Source organism: Streptomyces sp. GDS52 (genome assembly GCF_052246875.1).
Taxonomy (GTDB): Bacteria; Actinomycetota; Actinomycetes; order Streptomycetales; family Streptomycetaceae; genus Streptomyces; species Streptomyces cathayae.
Genome location: NZ_CM125966.1, coordinates 84,627 through 100,599, shown reverse-complemented (window position 1 = coordinate 100,599; position 15,973 = coordinate 84,627). Strand labels below are relative to the sequence as shown.

Annotated in this window: 12 protein-coding genes and 4 pseudogenes; 8 read left to right on the top strand and 8 right to left on the bottom strand. The window is 68.3% G+C overall.

Annotation, left to right across the window (positions count from 1 at the left end):
- Positions 1 to 52: 52 nt before the first annotated feature.
- Positions 53 to 1,218: pseudogene (locus ACTWJ9_RS00460) on the bottom strand (IS3 family transposase).
- Between the two features lie 213 nt (positions 1,219 to 1,431).
- On the opposite strand from ACTWJ9_RS00460, the pseudogene ACTWJ9_RS00455 reads away from it, so the two are divergent.
- Positions 1,432 to 2,683, top strand: a pseudogene (locus ACTWJ9_RS00455) (IS256 family transposase).
- 953 nt (positions 2,684 to 3,636) lie between these two features.
- Positions 3,637 to 5,034, top strand: a complete 1,398-nt coding sequence (locus ACTWJ9_RS00450; protein WP_279331993.1) for a Dyp-type peroxidase — start codon at positions 3,637 to 3,639, stop codon at positions 5,032 to 5,034.
- Positions 5,035 to 5,068: 34 nt separating this feature from the next.
- On the opposite strand, the pseudogene ACTWJ9_RS00445 reads toward ACTWJ9_RS00450, so the two are convergent.
- Positions 5,069 to 5,586 (bottom strand): annotated as a pseudogene (locus ACTWJ9_RS00445) (IS110 family transposase); the annotation flags it as partial.
- 458 nt (positions 5,587 to 6,044) lie between these two features.
- Between ACTWJ9_RS00445 and ACTWJ9_RS00440 the strand changes: the two are divergent.
- Positions 6,045 to 6,683, top strand: a complete 639-nt coding sequence (locus tag ACTWJ9_RS00440) for a hypothetical protein (protein ID WP_443295014.1) — start codon at positions 6,045 to 6,047, stop codon at positions 6,681 to 6,683.
- Here ACTWJ9_RS00440 and ACTWJ9_RS00435 read toward each other — a convergent pair.
- Complete coding sequence (locus ACTWJ9_RS00435; protein ID WP_279331991.1) at positions 6,592 to 7,131, bottom strand: DDE-type integrase/transposase/recombinase; 540 nt, start codon at positions 7,129 to 7,131, stop codon at positions 6,592 to 6,594. The genes ACTWJ9_RS00440 and ACTWJ9_RS00435 overlap by 92 nt on opposite strands.
- 91 nt (positions 7,132 to 7,222) lie before the next feature.
- Entirely contained in the window at positions 7,223 to 7,513 is a 291-nt protein-coding gene (locus ACTWJ9_RS00430) for a transposase (protein ID WP_279331990.1), read from the bottom strand.
- Positions 7,514 to 7,826: 313 nt separating this feature from the next.
- On the opposite strand from ACTWJ9_RS00430, the gene ACTWJ9_RS00425 reads away from it, so the two are divergent.
- Positions 7,827 to 8,042 (top strand): hypothetical protein, encoded by a 216-nt coding sequence (locus tag ACTWJ9_RS00425; protein WP_279331989.1) that lies wholly within the window; start codon positions 7,827 to 7,829, stop codon positions 8,040 to 8,042.
- A 4-nt stretch (positions 8,043 to 8,046) separates the two neighbouring features.
- Here the strand turns inward: ACTWJ9_RS00425 and ACTWJ9_RS00420 are convergent, their stop codons facing one another.
- Entirely contained in the window at positions 8,047 to 9,477 is a 1,431-nt protein-coding gene (locus tag ACTWJ9_RS00420; RefSeq protein ID WP_387037958.1) for a hypothetical protein, read from the bottom strand.
- A 401-nt stretch (positions 9,478 to 9,878) separates the two neighbouring features.
- On the opposite strand from ACTWJ9_RS00420, the gene ACTWJ9_RS00415 reads away from it, so the two are divergent.
- The gene (locus ACTWJ9_RS00415) at positions 9,879 to 10,598 is read left to right on the top strand and encodes an IS6 family transposase (RefSeq protein WP_387037956.1); all 720 of its coding nucleotides are present in this window, start codon (positions 9,879 to 9,881) and stop codon (positions 10,596 to 10,598) included.
- Positions 10,599 to 10,751: 153 nt separating this feature from the next.
- Here ACTWJ9_RS00415 and ACTWJ9_RS00410 read toward each other — a convergent pair whose 3' ends face one another.
- Positions 10,752 to 12,281, bottom strand: coding sequence for an FAD-dependent monooxygenase (locus tag ACTWJ9_RS00410; protein ID WP_279331986.1), 1,530 nt, complete (start codon positions 12,279 to 12,281; stop codon positions 10,752 to 10,754).
- Positions 12,282 to 12,695: 414 nt separating this feature from the next.
- Between ACTWJ9_RS00410 and ACTWJ9_RS00405 the strand changes: the two genes are divergently transcribed.
- Both ACTWJ9_RS00405 and ACTWJ9_RS00400 read left to right on the top strand, forming a co-directional pair.
- A complete protein-coding gene (locus ACTWJ9_RS00405; RefSeq protein WP_279331985.1) occupies positions 12,696 to 13,031 on the top strand; it encodes a hypothetical protein in 336 nt (111 codons plus the stop codon).
- A 329-nt stretch (positions 13,032 to 13,360) separates the two neighbouring features.
- Positions 13,361 to 13,966: a lytic polysaccharide monooxygenase auxiliary activity family 9 protein gene (locus ACTWJ9_RS00400; RefSeq protein ID WP_279331984.1), complete on the top strand. Its 606-nt coding sequence runs from the start codon at positions 13,361 to 13,363 to the stop codon at positions 13,964 to 13,966.
- A gap of 285 nt (positions 13,967 to 14,251) precedes the next feature.
- On the opposite strand, the pseudogene ACTWJ9_RS00395 reads toward ACTWJ9_RS00400, so the two are convergent.
- Positions 14,252 to 14,410, bottom strand: a pseudogene (locus ACTWJ9_RS00395) (integrase core domain-containing protein); the annotation flags it as partial.
- A gap of 92 nt (positions 14,411 to 14,502) precedes the next feature.
- Here ACTWJ9_RS00395 and ACTWJ9_RS00390 point away from each other — a divergent pair.
- The gene (locus ACTWJ9_RS00390; protein ID WP_279331982.1) at positions 14,503 to 14,730 is read left to right on the top strand and encodes a hypothetical protein; all 228 of its coding nucleotides are present in this window, start codon (positions 14,503 to 14,505) and stop codon (positions 14,728 to 14,730) included.
- Between the two features lie 75 nt (positions 14,731 to 14,805).
- Here the strand turns inward: ACTWJ9_RS00390 and ACTWJ9_RS00385 are convergent, their stop codons facing one another.
- Positions 14,806 to 15,879: a lytic polysaccharide monooxygenase auxiliary activity family 9 protein gene (locus ACTWJ9_RS00385; RefSeq protein ID WP_279331981.1), complete on the bottom strand. Its 1,074-nt coding sequence runs from the start codon at positions 15,877 to 15,879 to the stop codon at positions 14,806 to 14,808.
- Between the last annotated feature and the right edge of the window lie 94 nt (positions 15,880 to 15,973).

Genomic DNA, 15,973 nt, shown 5'->3' with positions numbered 1-15,973 from the left:
TTGGCGGGTCACTACGGTCGGGACTGCTGCACGGATAGGTGACGGTTGGGTTTCATGCCGCAAGGGCTGCGGCGGATTTCATGGTGGTCTCGAATTCGATTGGGGGGCAATCGGCCCAGCCGTAGTCGCCGGCGGCGCCGGTGGCAGGTCCGTTCGATCCACGTCACGATCGCGGTGCGGAGAGCTTCGCGGGTGGCCCAGGTACGGCGGTCGAGGACGTAGGCTCCGCAGGAACGCGAAGAAGGACTCCATGGCCGCGGTGTCACCGGCGACGCCGACCCTTCCCACGGACCCGACCAGGCCGTGACGGTTCAGGGCATGGACGAACTCCCTCGACCTGACCTGCGACCCGCGGTCGGAACGGACGACACAACCGGCCACCACGCCACGGCGTGCGACCGCATTGTCCAGCGCGTTCACCGCGAGCCGTGCCTGCATCCGACTGCCGATGGAGTAGCCGACGATCCGGCCGGAGAACGCGTCCTTGACCGCACACAGGTACAACGTCCCCTCTCCGGTGACATGTTCGGTGATGTCCGCCAGCCACAGCTCGTTCACCGCGTTCGCGGTGACCTCACGCCGGACAAGGCCGTCGTGCACCGGCGGCCCGGGCCGCCTGCCGTGCTTCGACCGCTTCTTCCCGAACGCCGACCACCAGGCGTTGTCCCGGCAGATCCGCCACGCGGTCCGTTCACTCCTCCGCTCGCCCGCCGTTTCGGCTTCCCCGGCGAGGAACCGGCAGCCGACTCGGGATCGTCGCGGTGGGCGTCGAACAGAGCGTTCGCCCGGTGGGCCTCGGTGATCTCGGCCCCGGTCACCGGCCGGCGAAGCCACCAGTAGGAGGGCCGGCGAGCAAGCCCCCGTACCCGGCACGCGACCGCGACCGGAATCTTGTCGGCGGCGAGCTCCCTCACGAGCGGGTAGAGCCTTTTCCCGGCAGGTTCGCCCGCGGCAGGTAGGCCGTCGCGCGGCGCAGGACCTCGTTCTCCTGCTCCAGCAGCCGGATCCGCCTCTTCGGCTCACGGTTCTCCGCCGACTCGGACCTGGTGACACCGGGCTTCTCGCCATCCTCCACGGCGGCCTGGCGCAGCTACTTCGACAGCGTCATCTCATGGACGCCGAAGTCCTTCGCGATCTGCGCAAGGGGGGCGACCTTCTCGCGGTTGCGGGCCACGTGCACGACGTCTCACGGAACTCTTCGGGACAGGGGACAGGCACAGCAACATCCTTTCAGGCCGCCCCACGGGCAAGACAGTTCAGATGTCACCTATCCGTGCAGCAGTCCCCATGAACCCGGTCTTTCCGGGGCCTGACGGCGGCTCGGATCCAATGAGATCCGATGACGGGACTGTAAAACGTTCGGTGTAACTCCTGATCAAGGAAGATGCACCGATGACCAGTGAGAACGTGTCCGAGGCCCAGTCCGTCGAGATGCCTGAGCCGCAGCCGTCGAAGGCGGTGGACGACCAGCTCATCGACGAACTGGTGGGCCGGGCCCAGGCCGAGGGCCTGCAGCTGACGGGCGAGGGCGGGCTGTTGCAGCAGCTGACCAAGCGGTTGCTGGAGTCCGCCCTCGAGGGCGGGATCACCGGCCACCTCGGCTATGACAAGCACGACCCGGCCGGCAAGAACGGCGGCAACTCCCGCAACGGCATCCGCGGCAAGACCGTGCTCACCGAGGTCGGACCGGTCGAGATATCCGTGCCCCGTGACCGGGACGGAACCTTCGAGCCGAAGATCGTGCGCAAGCGGCAGAAACGCCTGTCCGGCGTCGACGAGATGGTGATCTCCCTGTCCGCGAAGGGCCTGACGACCGGCGAGGTCCAGGCCCACCTCGCCGAGGTCTACGGGGCCGACGTCTCCCAGCAGACCATCTCCACCATCACCGACACGGTCATGGACGACATGGCCGAGTGGCAGAACCGGCCCCTCGACGTCGTCTACCCGGTCGTCTTTGTCGACGCGATCCACGTGAAGATCCGCGACGGTGCGGTGGCCAACCGGCCGATCCACGTGGCTCTCGCCGTCACCGCGGAGGGCCGACGGGACATCCTGGGCCTATGGGCCGGCGACGGCGGTGAGGGTGCCAAGCACTGGATGCACATCCTCACCGAGATCAAGAACCGCGGCGTGAACGACGTCCTCATGCTCGTCTGCGACGGTCTCAAGGGTCTGCCCGACGCGGTCGAGACCGTCTGGCCCAGGACGATCGTGCAGACCTGTGTGGTCCACCTGCTACGGAACTCCTTCCGCCACCGCCCGCCAGGACTGGGACAAGATCGCTCGTGTCCTCAAGCCCGTCTACACCGCGCCGACCGAAGAGGCCGCACTCGAGCGGTTCGCCGAGTTCGCCGACACCTGGGGCAAGAAGTACCCGGCGATCGTCCGGCTCTGGGAGAACGCGCGGGAAGAGTTCACCCCGTTCCTCCGCTTCGACACCGAGATCCGCCGCATCGTCTGCACCACGAACGCGATCGAGTCCGTGAACGCCAGGATCCGGCGGGCGGTCAAGGCACGCGGGCACTTCCCGAACGAGACCGCCGCCTTGAAGTGCGTCTACATGGCCATCATGAGCCTGGACCCCGCCGGCAAGGGCCAGGCCCGCTGGACCATGCGCTGGAAGACCGCCCTGAACGCCTTCGACATCACCTTCGACGGCCGACTCTCCGCAGCCCGCCAGTAACCCCAACCACCCTGGTTACATTGCTCGTTTGACAGACCCAGGTCGTCCGTCGGTCGCCAGGAGTGCGGGATTGGGATGATGACGATCGCGCGCGACCGACCGTCGACCACATAGGCGCGCGTCCCGTCTGGGGCTATCGCTATCGCGTGGGCCTCGCCGCCCCAGGTGACAGGGAGTTCGGTGACCTTATTGGTCTCGGTGTCGAGCACGATGACGTTGTCGACGGTATTCCGTTGGGTCACATAGGCGTGGCGTCCGTCCGGCGTGATCGCCACATCGGTGGTGAGGCCACGTGTCAGGGAGACGACGGTGGCGTGTTCGGTGGAAAGGTCGACCATCGAGACGTCGGGCTCGGCCGTGTGGATGACGTAAGCCCGGCGCCCATCCGGGGTAACCGCCACACCTCCGGGATTGCGGCCCACGGCAATCTCGGCGATGACCGTGTGGCTAACCGTGTCGATCACACACACCGCTCCCGGACCCGGGCCGGTCGGGTTGAATTCCGTCACCGTCACATAAACCCGTCGTCCGTCCGGAGTGACGGTCACGTGTGCAGGTTCCTTGTCGAGCGGTATTGTGACGAGTCCTTCGGTGAACAGCGGCATCTGACACCTCACCCCAATGTATTTCAGGCGCAGTGGCGAATGGGTGACAGCCTGTCAATCTCCGCGAGGCCGTGCAAGCGGTCACGGAATTCCGATGAGTGAAGCACTTTTCCCGTCAATCGAGAGTTTCACCGTTCAATTTCTTGCCCGTAGTCAACGGGAAATTGCACGCTCGGCACATGCCGGGGCCTGGATCGAGTGGCATATTGCATGTGGCCCCCTCAGACTGGAAACAGGTGCCGCAACGCATGCACAGAGTTCTGAGCGGGAGGGGCCAGCATCCGGCACCGTCCGGCCTGTATGCCGCTCCGAAACTCTCCGGATCCCGGACCGACAAAGAGAGCTGACATGCCCGTCGAACTCAATGACACAGTGCCGCTGTCGTGGAAGAACGCCACCGGCGACAACGAGACCATGCTGCAGAACCTGCAGCCGAACATCCTGAAGGGCCATGTCCGCGACCGGCTGCACATCCTGCTCCTGCAGTTCGCCGAAGGCCCTGAGGGCACCGCCGCGGCCCGGGCGTTCCTGGCGGGGCTGGTCCCGCTCATGAAGTCGGCTAAGACGGCGCTCGAAGAGGTGGACGCGTTCAATCAGCACGGCACGCAGGGCACGCCCTATGTCGGCGTGGGGCTGACGAATGCCGGCTACGGCAGGTTGGGCCTGACGGGCGCGGTGCCCTCGGACCAGGTCTTCCAGCGAGGGATGCGACACCCCGATTCTCTGTCTAACCTGAGCGACCCTGATCCCGTGCAGTGGGAGCCCGGTTACCAGCAGACGATCCACGCCGTCGTCCTGGTCGGCGACGCCGACTCATCCCCGGCCGGCGCCAGGCTCGCCGAGGTCGAGGCACTGCTGACCGATTCGATCACTGTGCTCGCCAGGGAGACCGGCCAGACCCTGCACGACGCCGCGGGCCGCGCTATCGAGCACTTCGGGTATGTCGACGGGCGCAGCCTGCCGCTGTTCCTCGCCGAGGACCTTCAGGCTGAGCGCGACACGATGGATGGAACCTCCGTATGGGATCCGTTCCTGCCGCTGGGACGGGTGCTGGTCGCAGACACAGCGGCCCCCGACCCCACCACGGACTTCGGCAGCTACTTCGTGCTGCGCAAGTTGGAACAGAACGTGCGGGCCTTCAAGGCGGCCGAGGAAGAGCTCGCCGATGCGCTCAAGCTCGACAACAACGACCGCGAGCGGGCCGGTGCGATGCTCGTCGGTCGTTTCAGGGACGGTACGCCGCTCACGCTGCAGGCGGAGGCTGGAGCGGATAAGCCGGTGATGAACGACTTCACGTACGCCAGCGACCACGCCGCCCACAAGTGCCCGTTCCAGGCGCACATCCGCAAGACCAACCCGCGCGGGTCCGGCGGCTTCGAACCGCCGGAGGGGGAGAGGCTGCACCTGCTGGCGCGGCGAGGGCAGACCTACGGGGAACGCGCTGAGGGCGATCTGCCCGAGAGCGGCGTCGGCCTGCTGTTCATGGCGTTCAACTCCGAGCTTGGTCAGCAGTTCGAGTTCGTGCAGCGACTGTGGGCGAACAACGCCGGCTTCCCCCAGCACGGCACCGCTCCCCAACCGGGGCTCGACCCGGTCATCGGCCAGGGCAGTCGGCTCCCGCAGACATGGCCGCAGGCTTGGGGAGACGACGAGAGTCAGGAAGTCCCCGCCCCTGAGCAGGCGGTGACCATGAAGGGCGGCGAGTACTTCTTCATGCCCTCGTTGCCCTTCCTGCGCAGCCTGTGACCGCCGCGCCTCCGTCCCCCAGCAGGTAGGAATCTCCATGGACGCGTTCCAGGCTGGGGTGGAACTGGGTGAGCAGGCCGCGTATCCGGTTGGAGGTGCGGGTGGCCTCGGCGGCGAGGTCCTGGTCGAAGCCGACCAGCACGGTGAGCTCGGCGGTGATCTCGTCGGTCAACTCCAGTGAGTGCAGGGTGTGCGGCATGGTGCGGGCCGCGTCCGCGATCACCGCGGCGTCCTTCGCGTCGGTCTTCGCCTCGCCCGGGTAGAGGTCGCGATCCGGGGCATCGCCAGTCCGGGCAGGTAGGCGACCCGGCAGCCGGCGTCCCGGGCGACCGTCAGGGGCAGCGCGCCGATGGAGGCGGGCTGGTCCACGATCACCAGCACGGTGCCGAACTTCGCGATCAGTTTGTCGAAGACCGCCCGCAGTTTCGGCTCACTGTTGGACATGGCCTTGTCGAAGACCTTCTTGCCGGCCGGGGTGAGCCCGTGCCCGTGGTGGGTGCTCTTGCCGACGTCCATGCCGAGGAAGACGCCCACATGGCCGGTGTCGAACATCGCACCCTTCCGAGGTGAGTTGACTCTTCCTGGCCTCGGCTTCGGTGTCGTACGCGCGCATCCGCGTTATGCAGACCTGCCGCCCGCGAACTGTCCGGCATTGCGCCGGACCAGACGGTGGCCGGACCTCTCATCAACGTCTCCGACGGCACCTCCCGAGCCTGGTGACACCACCCCCCAGGTCATCCGATCGACAGGGGGACACAGTCATGCCGGGCCCGGAGGCCAGCGGCCCTCTCGCAGGACCGCGAAAAACATAACGGGGGGTGGCATGGCTGGAGGGGACGGGCCGACGTCCGAAGGGCAAGAGGATCCGTCCGGTGAACAGGGGCCGGGTACGGAACCGGGGGCGGCCGGGCGATCGGAATCGTCGTCCGGTCGGCGACTCCCCCGGCCTCCGGCCGAGCTTCACCAGTCGCAGTTGCGGGGGGCTGCTGCTGAAATTGGCCGGAACCCTCATGGTGAGTGCCGGGATGGACTGCGGGGCCTTGTCCTACCGCTCCCTGCGCACCTGGAAGGCCGAGCTGGGCTGGTTGGCCACCCTGGTTGAACTCGCCTCGATGATTGTGCTGTTGCCCGGCGGCAGGTGGGCCATCAGGCAGGGCAGCCGGCACCGGGCGCAGGTGCTCCAGCACTTCGCCGGCCTGCCGCAGGACAAGCCCGTCGTGCTGCTCCTGCGGTCCTTCGCGGACGACGCGGGGCTCGCGCGCGTGCAGCAGGGCTCGATGAGGGACGGCCCCTGGGCTGCGTCCACCGAGACCGAGGAGGAGCAACTAGCCAAGGAAGTGCTGCCGTTCGGGACGATGGTGGCGCTTGGCCGGCCCAACGACCGGCTGCCTCAGGTCGGCGCGGCACGCCACTCCCCCTCGGACCTTCAGTGGCAGGAGGAGGTGCTCACGGTTCTGGACCGGGCAACGCTCGTCCTGCTGGTCTGCGGCCCGGGACGCAACCTGCGGTGGGAGGTGGAACAGGTGGTCGCTCGCGACCGTCCGGAGCGGCTGGTACTCATCGGCGTTCCGAGCCGCGGTCGGTGTGGAAGACGACGCCGTCCACGTGGCCGCCCCGGGTGGCCACGGCCATCCGCAGGGCGGCGCTGACCAGGGATGTGTCGTGCCGGGGTCCCATGGCGTAGCCGAGGGCCCGGCGGGAGAACGCGTCGTGGACGCTGGCGAGGTAGAGCTTGCCCTCACCGGTTTCGATCTCGGTCATGTCGCCCCACCACAGCACGTCCGGAGCGACCGCGTCGAAGCCGCGCCGGACCAGGTCAGGGGCGGTCTTCCGCTTCCCGGGCCGGGTCAGCGAGCGGCGCCGACGGGGCGGCTTGCGGCCCTGCAGGCCGAGCTCGGCCATGATCTCGGCGATCGTGTTCTGCGACACCTGCCAGCCCTCCTCCCACAGATCCAGCGTGATCCTCGGCGAGCCGTAGGTCCGGCCCGACCGGTCGAAGAAGTAGCGGATCCACTCGGCCAGCGCCTGCCGCCTGACCTCGCGTTGCGTCGGCTGGGCGGGGCGGCGGCGCCACTCGTAGAACCACGCCTCCGACACGCCGAGCGCTCGGCAGGAGGTCCGGTGCGGAATCTCGTACTCGTCTTCCGGTCGCTGACTACCCCGACGACGGCCGCCGGGTCCGCCTCAGCTACTTCACCCACAAGACCATGCAGCGTTTGAGGACCTCGCGCTCCATCCCCAGCTCCTTGACGCCTCTCTTCAGCTGGGCGTTCTCTCGACGCAGCCGCTCGAGTTCCTCACTCTCGCCCGTCGGACTGGCCCCGCCTGCCTTGCGGGCCCGCGACACCCAGCTGGCCAGTGTCGTCTCATTGATCCCCAGGTCCTTCGCGACCTGGGCGACCGGCTTCCCGGTCTCGGTCACGATCCGCACGGCCCCCTCACGGAACTCCGCGTCGGACTTCCGCCTCTTCTCCGCCATGACTCCCAACTTCCCCTGCAGTCAGGGTCTCTACGCTACGAGAGAAGACTCAGCCGGTCACACCCCCACCAACGTGACAACGCCGGGCGCGGTGAAACACGGGCGCAGCACCTGCAGCAGAGCGAGCAGGGAAGGCGGTACGGTCGGACCCGAAAGCATCGGCGGCCCCTCGCAAGAGTGTGGGAGAACACCGCGGATGCTTCCGTTATGTCCGGGCACGGCCGCCGCTGCCACGCGCAGCCCGCCCGAAAATCACCTCACCGAGTCACCCCACCGTCCCACCGTTGACCGGCCAGAAAGTGCGAAACACGAGATGGACGCAAATAGTGATGAAGGCCGGAAGGGCGCCAGTGAAGGCGGACAGAGCGATGACGCCGAGCGCCGGGCGACCGAGAAATTCATCAGCGACCTGCTGGCTCGCGGCGAGGCGGTCTTCGAGGGCGAGGAGCCTACGCCCAGGACGACGCACGTGATCAAGCGCGAGGACGACGGACGGCTCACCGTCCGTCGTCTGCGCTTTTTCCACTGATTGTTCAGTCGAAGCACCGCCGGACCAGGACAAGACCCTCGCCGGTCGCGCTCCGCGTGATCTCGTGGGTCTTGAGCCGGGAGGTGTTGTCGTCGACGAACGACGTGTCGGAGCGGTGATCTTCGGGCACGTGGACCCGGCCGCGTCGGAAAAGGTCCTCGAGGAACGACGTCGCGACCAGTTCGGGGTCGGCAGGGCGCACCGAGCCGCCGGTGGGGTCTGAGCCTGCGATGCCGAAGCGTCGTTCCTGCGCCGGAGCGGAGAGGGTGAGTGGCTGGGTGATACCGTACGTCGCCCCCTGGACGGTGACGGCCGTCAGACCCTGATCGTCGCCACCGCCCGGCGTCGCCTCGGCGATTCCGGCACCTCGGCGTGCCACCTCCGGCTCGGTGATCGACGCGGCAGCCTCCAGGGAGAGAATGCCGTGGCGGATGAACGCCGAGCGCAGGGACTGACCGTACCTGCCGCCGTTCCGGCGCTGGTCCGCGGCGATCATGTGACCCGCGACCTGCGCGTAGTAGGCGGACACCACGGGCGCGGCCACGACAGCATCCACCAGCAGCTGTCCCGCGACCTCGGCCGCCTTGGCCAGACCGGCTTGGTCCTGCAGGTTCTGTTGCCGGAAGATCCCGGCGACGATCTTCAGGAACGCGCCGCTGAACACCCGGGAGAACGAGTGCGGCTCGCTGGAGAGCGTGTTCGCGGGTCCGTTCGGCAGCAACTGCACCGGGTCGCGGTAGAAGAAGCTGTTCGCCAGGTTGCGCAGGCAGTCCGGGTCGACCGCGTTCGGGTGGCCCTGGCGGATCGCCCAGCCCAGTTGCTCGGCCATCCTCGACACCCGCGAGGACACTTCGATGTCGCCCTGCGTCTCGGCCAGTACCGCGATCCGCAGCGATTCCAGCCGGAGTGAACTCAGCAGGGCGCTGATGTCACCGAACGCTTCGTGCAGGGCGGCCGTCTCCGCGCTCGCCGCGTTGAACAGCTGAGGGCGCAGAGCGTCGAGGATCGCGTGCCCCGTCTCGTGCTCGACGACCTCGTTGCTCTCGCATGCGGCGACGGTGACGCCTGCCACCGTGCGGCGGAAGAACCACAGGCCTCTGCGGTCGTAGAAGGCGTTGAGGTCGTCTCCGGCGTTGAGGTGCGCAGTGAGGACGCGTCCGACCTGCGGATTCCACTGGGTTCCGGTCGGAACCAGCGGTCCCCAGGTCTGGCTGGCCCTGCTCAGCGAGTCGGCCGCCACCCAGTAGCGGAATGCCTCGGTGCCAGGCCCAGCACCGTCCTGCTGTGGTGCGGCTTCCGCTATGGCTGTCGGGAAGGGCTGTGTGTCGAGCTGTGGAACGGGATGCGGTACGGGCATGTTGACCTTCGGAGGGAAGCCGGGGTCGTCCTCGTACACCAGAACCGTCGGGATAGCTTGCTGTTGCTGCACCGTCACGGCGCCTCCATGAGAGGGGAGAGGATGCGGATGATGGAACTCCCCCCACAGGAAACTTCTGATCAAGATTCCCTCATGCTCAGTACGAGGCCCCAGTGGTCCGGTGTCAACCCGCACATGAGCCTACGGGGCCGCCCGGCAGGCGGTGGCAGCAGACGAGCGGGCGGTCACTCTTGGCCCGTGGCTGGTGTGCGCGTGCCACCAGACCCGGCGACAGGACGGCGGCCAGACGGGTGACGGTGAAAGCGGCAGTCGCGGTCCAGCCGGTGTGGTTGGCCCGCCTACGCGGGTGTGCTCCCAGGCACGGTAGGGCGGCAAGGATCAGGAGGAAGGGCGTTGTCACGTTGGCTGACCGGCCTGGGGTGATCTTGGAGTTGATCGTGCCGGGGAGGGATTCGCTCGTGTCATCCGCGTCGCCGTCGTACCAGGGGCACCGGTACCCAGTCGAGATCATCTCCCCCTGTGTATGGCTGTACTTCCGCTTCCCGCTGTCGTACCGCGAGGTCGAGGAGCTGATGCTCGAGCGCGGTGTCGTCGTCCCCCATGAGACGGTCCGCCGCTGGTGCGCCACGTTCGGGCAGGCCTACGCCGGCGCGCTGCGCCGTCGGCAGCCCCGGCCCGGGGACAAGTGGCACCCGGACGAGGTCTTCATCAAGATCAACGGCGAACTGAAGTATTTGTGGCGGGCCGTGGATGCCGACGGCACCGTCCTGGACATTCTCGTACAGAACCGGCGGGACACCGCTGCGGCCCGGCGGTTCTTCCGCAGGCTGCTGAAGAAGATCTGCTCGGTGCCGCGGGTGATCGTCACCGACAGGCTCCGCTCCTACGGCGCGGCCCACCGCGAGGTCATGCCCTCCGTCGAGCACCGCTGTCACCAGGGCCTGACCGATCGGGCCGAGAACTCCCACCAGCCGACGAGGCGGCGCGAGCGCGCGATGAAGGGTTTCCGCAGCGTCGGCGGGGCGCGCAGGTTCCTGGCTGCGTTCAGCGGCATCTCGCCCCACGTCCGGCCCCGTCGCCACCTGCTGACCGCTTTCCACTACCGCGCCGAGATGACCCTCCGCTTCGTCATCTGGGACCAGATCACCGGTGCCGCCGGCCAGCCCGCCGAGGCCTGAGCACCGGCCCGAAACCCGGCCCTCACCACGCCCCGATGCGCCATCAGGCACTCACACGCCCAACAACGTGACAACGCCCCCAGATGTGCAACCGGTACTCGGGTGCAGGATCTACGGTCGGAGAGGCCACCGGCCGCATTGCGGCGGGTGAGATCAACGGCGGCCGACCGGTAGCCAGCGGTCCAGGTAGGCTCGCAGGCCGTCCAGGTCGGTGCCCCGTGCGACATAGCCCAGGTAGCCGTCGGGGCGAACGAGTCCCTGCGCGACGCCCGGCCACGGGCCCTGTCCGCCGAGCCGGTGGACGGAGAGCAGGCCGATCCGTCCTTCCAGGGCCGAGGAGAGCCGTTCATCCGGCCAGAGGGGCGGTGGCCCGGACAGCAGCAGGTGCCAGCCCGGTGCCGCCGTGCGTGCCTGCAGCCCACGGGGCAGGTCGGGCAGCCGGTCCCCGGCTCTCGGCCCGCCCGTGGGCGGTCGTGAGCCGGCCGTGGAGGCGGGGCTGCGCCGGTAGTGGATGCCCAGTTCGGAGACGGTTCGGAAGAGCCGCCCGCGGATCCCGGCCGCGCGCAGCGCCAGCGGCGCCAGACGCGGGGCGACCTGGGTACGGCCGACGCGGAGGACGGGGTTGCCGCTGGTGGCGATGGTGAAGGCGCGGTCGGTGAAGCGCAGCACGCTGTGGCCGACGGGTGCCCGCTCGGCCTCATACGTTGCCAGCAGTTCCTCGGGCGCCACGCCCCGGCAGACGAGGGCGAGCTTCCAGCCGAGGTTGAGCGCGTCCTGGATGCCGGTGTTCATGCCCTGCCCGCCGGCCGGGCTGTGGATGTGGGCCGCATCGCCCGCGAGGAAGCAGGGGCCGGAGCGGTAGCGGTCGGCGCTGCGGTTGTGGAGGCGGAAGTCGGTCATCCAGACGGGATCCCGCAGCGTCAGCCGCTGGCCGGTGTAGCGGTCGGTGATCTCCTGCAACAACGGCAGGTCCACCTCGGCCTCCGGGGCGTCGGGCGGGCGCATCGCGAGCATGCGCCAGCCGGCCGGCGAGCCGAGGGGGAAGAAGAACACCATCCCCGCCCCGCTCATGTACGAATGCACGGAGTCCGGCTCCAGCCCGTCGACCTCCAGGTCGGCGAGCAGGAACGTCTGCGGGTAGGCGTATCCCTCGAATCCGATACCGCTCTGGCCGCGCACGGTGCTGTGAGCGCCGTCGCAGCCCACGACGTAGCGCGCCTCCACGGCCTCCTGCGAGCCGTCACCGTGGCGCAGCCGGCAGTCGACGAACGAGTCCGTCGCCGCCAGCCGGGCCAGTTCGGTGCCACGCTCGATCGTCACGTCCCGCGCGGCCAGATACTCGGAGAGGACGCGCTCCGTCTCGGCCTGCGAGAGGAACAACAGGAACGGATACGCCGTGTCGGTCAGCCCGATGTCGAACAAGCGCAGCGCCACCACGCGGCGGGGCAGGTGGAGCCGCAACCGCATCGCCGGGTTGCCCCGGGCCACCAGCTCGTCCGTCACCCCGAAGCCCGCCAACGCCTCCAGGGTGCGGGGCTGGACGGCAAGCGCCCGCGACTCCCGCACCCGGTCGAGACAACGATCGACGATCCTGAACCGCGCTCCGTACAAGCGCAGTTGCGCGGCGAGGGCAAGACCGGTCGGCCCCGCTCCCACCACCAACACGTCCAGTGGCGCCGTCATGAATCCACGGTAGTGGAAACGAGACGCGCGCGAGATCGTTCGGCGCGTCCTGCGTCGAGCCTGTGCCCCCGCTACGACGAGAAGAGGGACCGAGCGACCGTCGACGCTGCGGTCAGCGTGAGCGGCTGAGCCGGACAGGACGTGCGTGGCGTCGCGTCCGACGCGCGCAGTGACCGATGACCTCCGGCAGGCAACGGTAATCTCGGCACGGTGGGGTGGTCGGTGCCGTCTTGGGCTGCGTGGCCAGACCGGCGCCGTTGCCTTCCATGGTCTGAATGAAGGCTTCGACCACCTGTGGTCGAAGTACTCATCCGTTGGCTACCCAGCAGTGGGTCCAGGTGCCCCACCGAGGCCGCCCTCAGGTCCCGCTGCCCGGCCTTCCACTGGGCGGCGGCCGAGGAGCGACCGGCGGGGATGCTCGCCTCCTGGGCGGAGCACATGCCCGTCCAGGCTCCCGGCGACTGGGTGGGCTTCAAGCTCTGGGCGTCACGGGACTGGGGACGCACCATGATCGTGGCCTTCGAGCCGTCGGAGACGAACCGCGAGTTCCACGTCGCCATCCAGGACCGGGACCACGAGCAGACGCCCGAGCGCGCGGCGGAGATGCGTGCGAGGGGCTGGCAGAACGTGGACGGGCACCGGCGGTGGCGCACCAAGCTGCCTGAAGCAGACACGAGACGCCGCATGCCTCCCTCACTCCGAGCGAAACCATGCCTGACCGGCAGAAGTAAGCGAATCACGTTCGGTTGAGATACGGCTTCTCACGCCAGAACCAGGTCCCGTTGTCATGCCGCGAACGCCCCTCCCTGGCATCGCCCCGCACACCAGTCCAGGCCGCATCCTCGTTTTCCGGTCCCGGGAACGGTTCTGACTCCCGGCTCACGGAAGATTCCCTGCTCGCCGCCCACCCCTGCAATCAACACCACGTGCTTCATTGACATTTCACTCAGAAGTCGTACCGTTGGGAGCGCTCCCATAACAGTCTTGCAACTGGAAGGAGTTCCCCCCACATGCGCACAAAGAGTCCGTTAACCGGGCGTTCGTGGTCGTCCCTCCGTCGGCCTCTCCAGGCGCTCGTCATGGTGTTCGCCGTGGTTGTCGGCGCACTGGCCTGGTCGGCCCCCGCCCAAGCTCACGGCACCATCGTCAACCCCGCCTCCCGCGCGTACCAGTGCTGGAAGACGTGGGGCAGCAACCACACGAGCCCGGCCATGCAGACCGAAGACCCCATGTGTTATCAGGCGTTCCAGGCCAACCCGGACACCATGTGGAACTGGATGAGCGCGCTCCGCGACGGCCTCGGTGGCCAGTTCCAGGCGCGGACCCCCGACGGGACGCTCTGCAGCAACAACCTCTCGAGGAACGACAGCCTGAACAAGCCCGGGCAGTGGAAGACGACCAACGTCAGCAACAACTTCACGGTCCAGCTGCACGACCAGGCGTCCCACGGTGCCGACTACTTCAGGGTCTACGTGAGCAAGCAGGGATTCAACCCCAAGGCCCAGAACCTGGGCTGGGGCAACCTTGACTTCATCACGCAGACCGGCAGCTTCGCCCCGGCGCAGGACATCAGGTTCAACGTCAACACCTCCGGCTACACCGGACACCACGTCCTGTTCGTGATCTGGCAGGCCTCGCACCTCGACCAGGCCTACATGTGGTGCAGCGACGTGAACTTCGGCTGAGCCGGAGAGCGCCGCACACGGCACCGGCCTCGGCCGGGCGCCGGTAACCCGCCGCCCGGCCGACCGAGCTCCGTCGGGGCAGGGGACCCGTTTGGTCACCCTGCCCCGACGGGGCTCCCTGCGCTCCTGGTGTGAACACACCCGATCGCGCGGCAGCCGCACGGTAGCGGGCTCCCCACCGTCTCGTCGCACGACTCCGGCACTCAGCGGCCATGGAGAATCCTCGGCACCGTCAGCCCACCGGGGCGTATCGCGCCGCCCTGGTCCTTCCCGGCCGTCGGCAACCTCGCGTAGGGCGTGGAGCAGGTGACGCTGGTTCCAGACCAAGGTGTGGTCCAGCAGCTCTCGCCGTCAGGTCTGGATCCACCGTTCCATGAGGGAGTTCGTCCGGGACATCCGGATGCCGCTGAGGACGACCTCCAGCCCGGCATCGGCCGGCACCGCTCAGAGGGGCACTGTCACGTTGGCTGACCGGGTGGGATGACCGTCGGGTCGATCACGTCGGAGGAGGTGTCCGTGGGGGACGCGTCGCTAACGTGACAACGCCCGCCCAGGGCATCGGGGCACCGGCCCTCGGCGCCGTCGTGACCGCGCACGGACTGATGGCCGGTCCGGTGACCGGTGCGGCCGTGCTCGGCGGCTTCCTCGTCCTCGTCGCGGTCGTCGGCCTCGTGGTACTGATGCCCCTGCACCGAGCCGACCGCGAGGCCGCGCACCCTGTCCCCGCACCGGTCCGGGAGCCGGCCCGGACGGATTCCGCCTGAACACGGGAGCAAGGGTGCGCCGCTCCGCCCCGCGGTGGAGGCGGGGCGAAGCGGCGCACCTGGCCGGGGCGGTCGCTACGGATTCACACAACCGATCGTGCCCACCGGGAAGTTGTTGCCCGACGACGTGGCTGTGAAGCCGAACGTCACACTTCCGTCGGGATCGATCACCCGATTGTGAGCGACGTTCCGTACCGTCACCGTGCCGTCGGATCCGGTGGTGAGGGAGCCGTTCCAGGCACTGCCGATCGTGGTCCCGGGACCGGGCTTCCACTGCACGGCCCAGCCGTTGAGCGGCGAGGTCCCGTGGTTCATCACCTCGACGGAGCCCTGGAAACCGCCGTTCCAGGAGTTCACCACGTTGTAGACGGCCATGCACTCACCCGTGTGGGGCGGGTCGGTCGGGTCCGGGTCCGGGGGCGGCGTGCTGCCCGAGCCCCGGATGCCGGTCACCTCGCCGTTGCCCCCGTCGAAGACGACGTCGGAGCAGGAGAAGAAGTTCTCCTGGCTGTCCGAACGCACCCACTGCATGAAGATCAGCGCGTCACCGGAGCGGCCGGAGGGCAGCTTCAGGTTCCAGTAGTAGTGGCCCCCGTTGGTACCCGGGGAGCCCTGCTGGGGCGGGTCGGTGACGGTCTGGATCAGCTCCAGGTCGTTCCAGCCCAGCTGGGACGTGGGCGACCAGCCGGGCTTGGTGATGTAGACCCGGAAGTCACCCGGGTGCGCAGCCCAGTTGCTGTACTGCGCCTTGATCGTCGCTCCGGACGTCAGATGCGTCCGGGGCCAGTCGGAGCGGGCCGCGTTGTAGGCGGAGAAGTCGTACGGCGACCGGTCGCCGGCACTGCACAGCGTACCGTCCGGCACATAGCCCGGGCCGCGCCCGGCAGCCCGGGAGTCCAGGACGGCGAACCAGTTGTACAGGGCCGAGGCGCCGCTCTGGTTCAGCGCGGCCCGGCAGGCGGGGTTGGTCGGGTCGAGTGCGCCGGTGCCGGTGGTGGCGTCCAGCTGACAGAGGTAGGTGCGCGAACCGGGCATCATCGCCACGCCGTGCGCCTGCGCGTCCTTCTGCCAGAGGAAACTGAGACCGAGCCCTCCGAGGAGGGTCGCCAGTACCGCTGCCAGAGAGACCAGTCTGCTTCTCAGAGCCATGGAGTCTCCTGTCCTGATGCTGAGTTCTTCATGAGCGGTGGAGGTGTGGAACCCCCGCCCGGCCGGGGAGGGTGCCAACCGGACGGGCGGGGGG

What these genes read in the sequence shown, in the direction of transcription:
- ACTWJ9_RS00450 (WP_279331993.1), top strand. Translation starts at nt 3,637, where the DNA reads ATGCCCGTCGAACTCAATGACACAGTGCCGCTGTCGTGGAAGAACGCC.
- ACTWJ9_RS00440 (WP_443295014.1), top strand. Translation starts at nt 6,045, where the DNA reads ATGGTGAGTGCCGGGATGGACTGCGGGGCCTTGTCCTACCGCTCCCTG.
- ACTWJ9_RS00430 (WP_279331990.1), bottom strand. Translation starts at nt 7,513, where the DNA reads ATGGCGGAGAAGAGGCGGAAGTCCGACGCGGAGTTCCGTGAGGGGGCC.
- ACTWJ9_RS00425 (WP_279331989.1), top strand. Translation starts at nt 7,827, where the DNA reads ATGGACGCAAATAGTGATGAAGGCCGGAAGGGCGCCAGTGAAGGCGGA.
- ACTWJ9_RS00410 (WP_279331986.1), bottom strand. Translation starts at nt 12,281, where the DNA reads ATGACGGCGCCACTGGACGTGTTGGTGGTGGGAGCGGGGCCGACCGGT.
- ACTWJ9_RS00405 (WP_279331985.1), top strand. Translation starts at nt 12,696, where the DNA reads ATGCTCGCCTCCTGGGCGGAGCACATGCCCGTCCAGGCTCCCGGCGAC.
- ACTWJ9_RS00400 (WP_279331984.1), top strand. Translation starts at nt 13,361, where the DNA reads ATGGTGTTCGCCGTGGTTGTCGGCGCACTGGCCTGGTCGGCCCCCGCC.
- ACTWJ9_RS00385 (WP_279331981.1), bottom strand. Translation starts at nt 15,879, where the DNA reads ATGGCTCTGAGAAGCAGACTGGTCTCTCTGGCAGCGGTACTGGCGACC.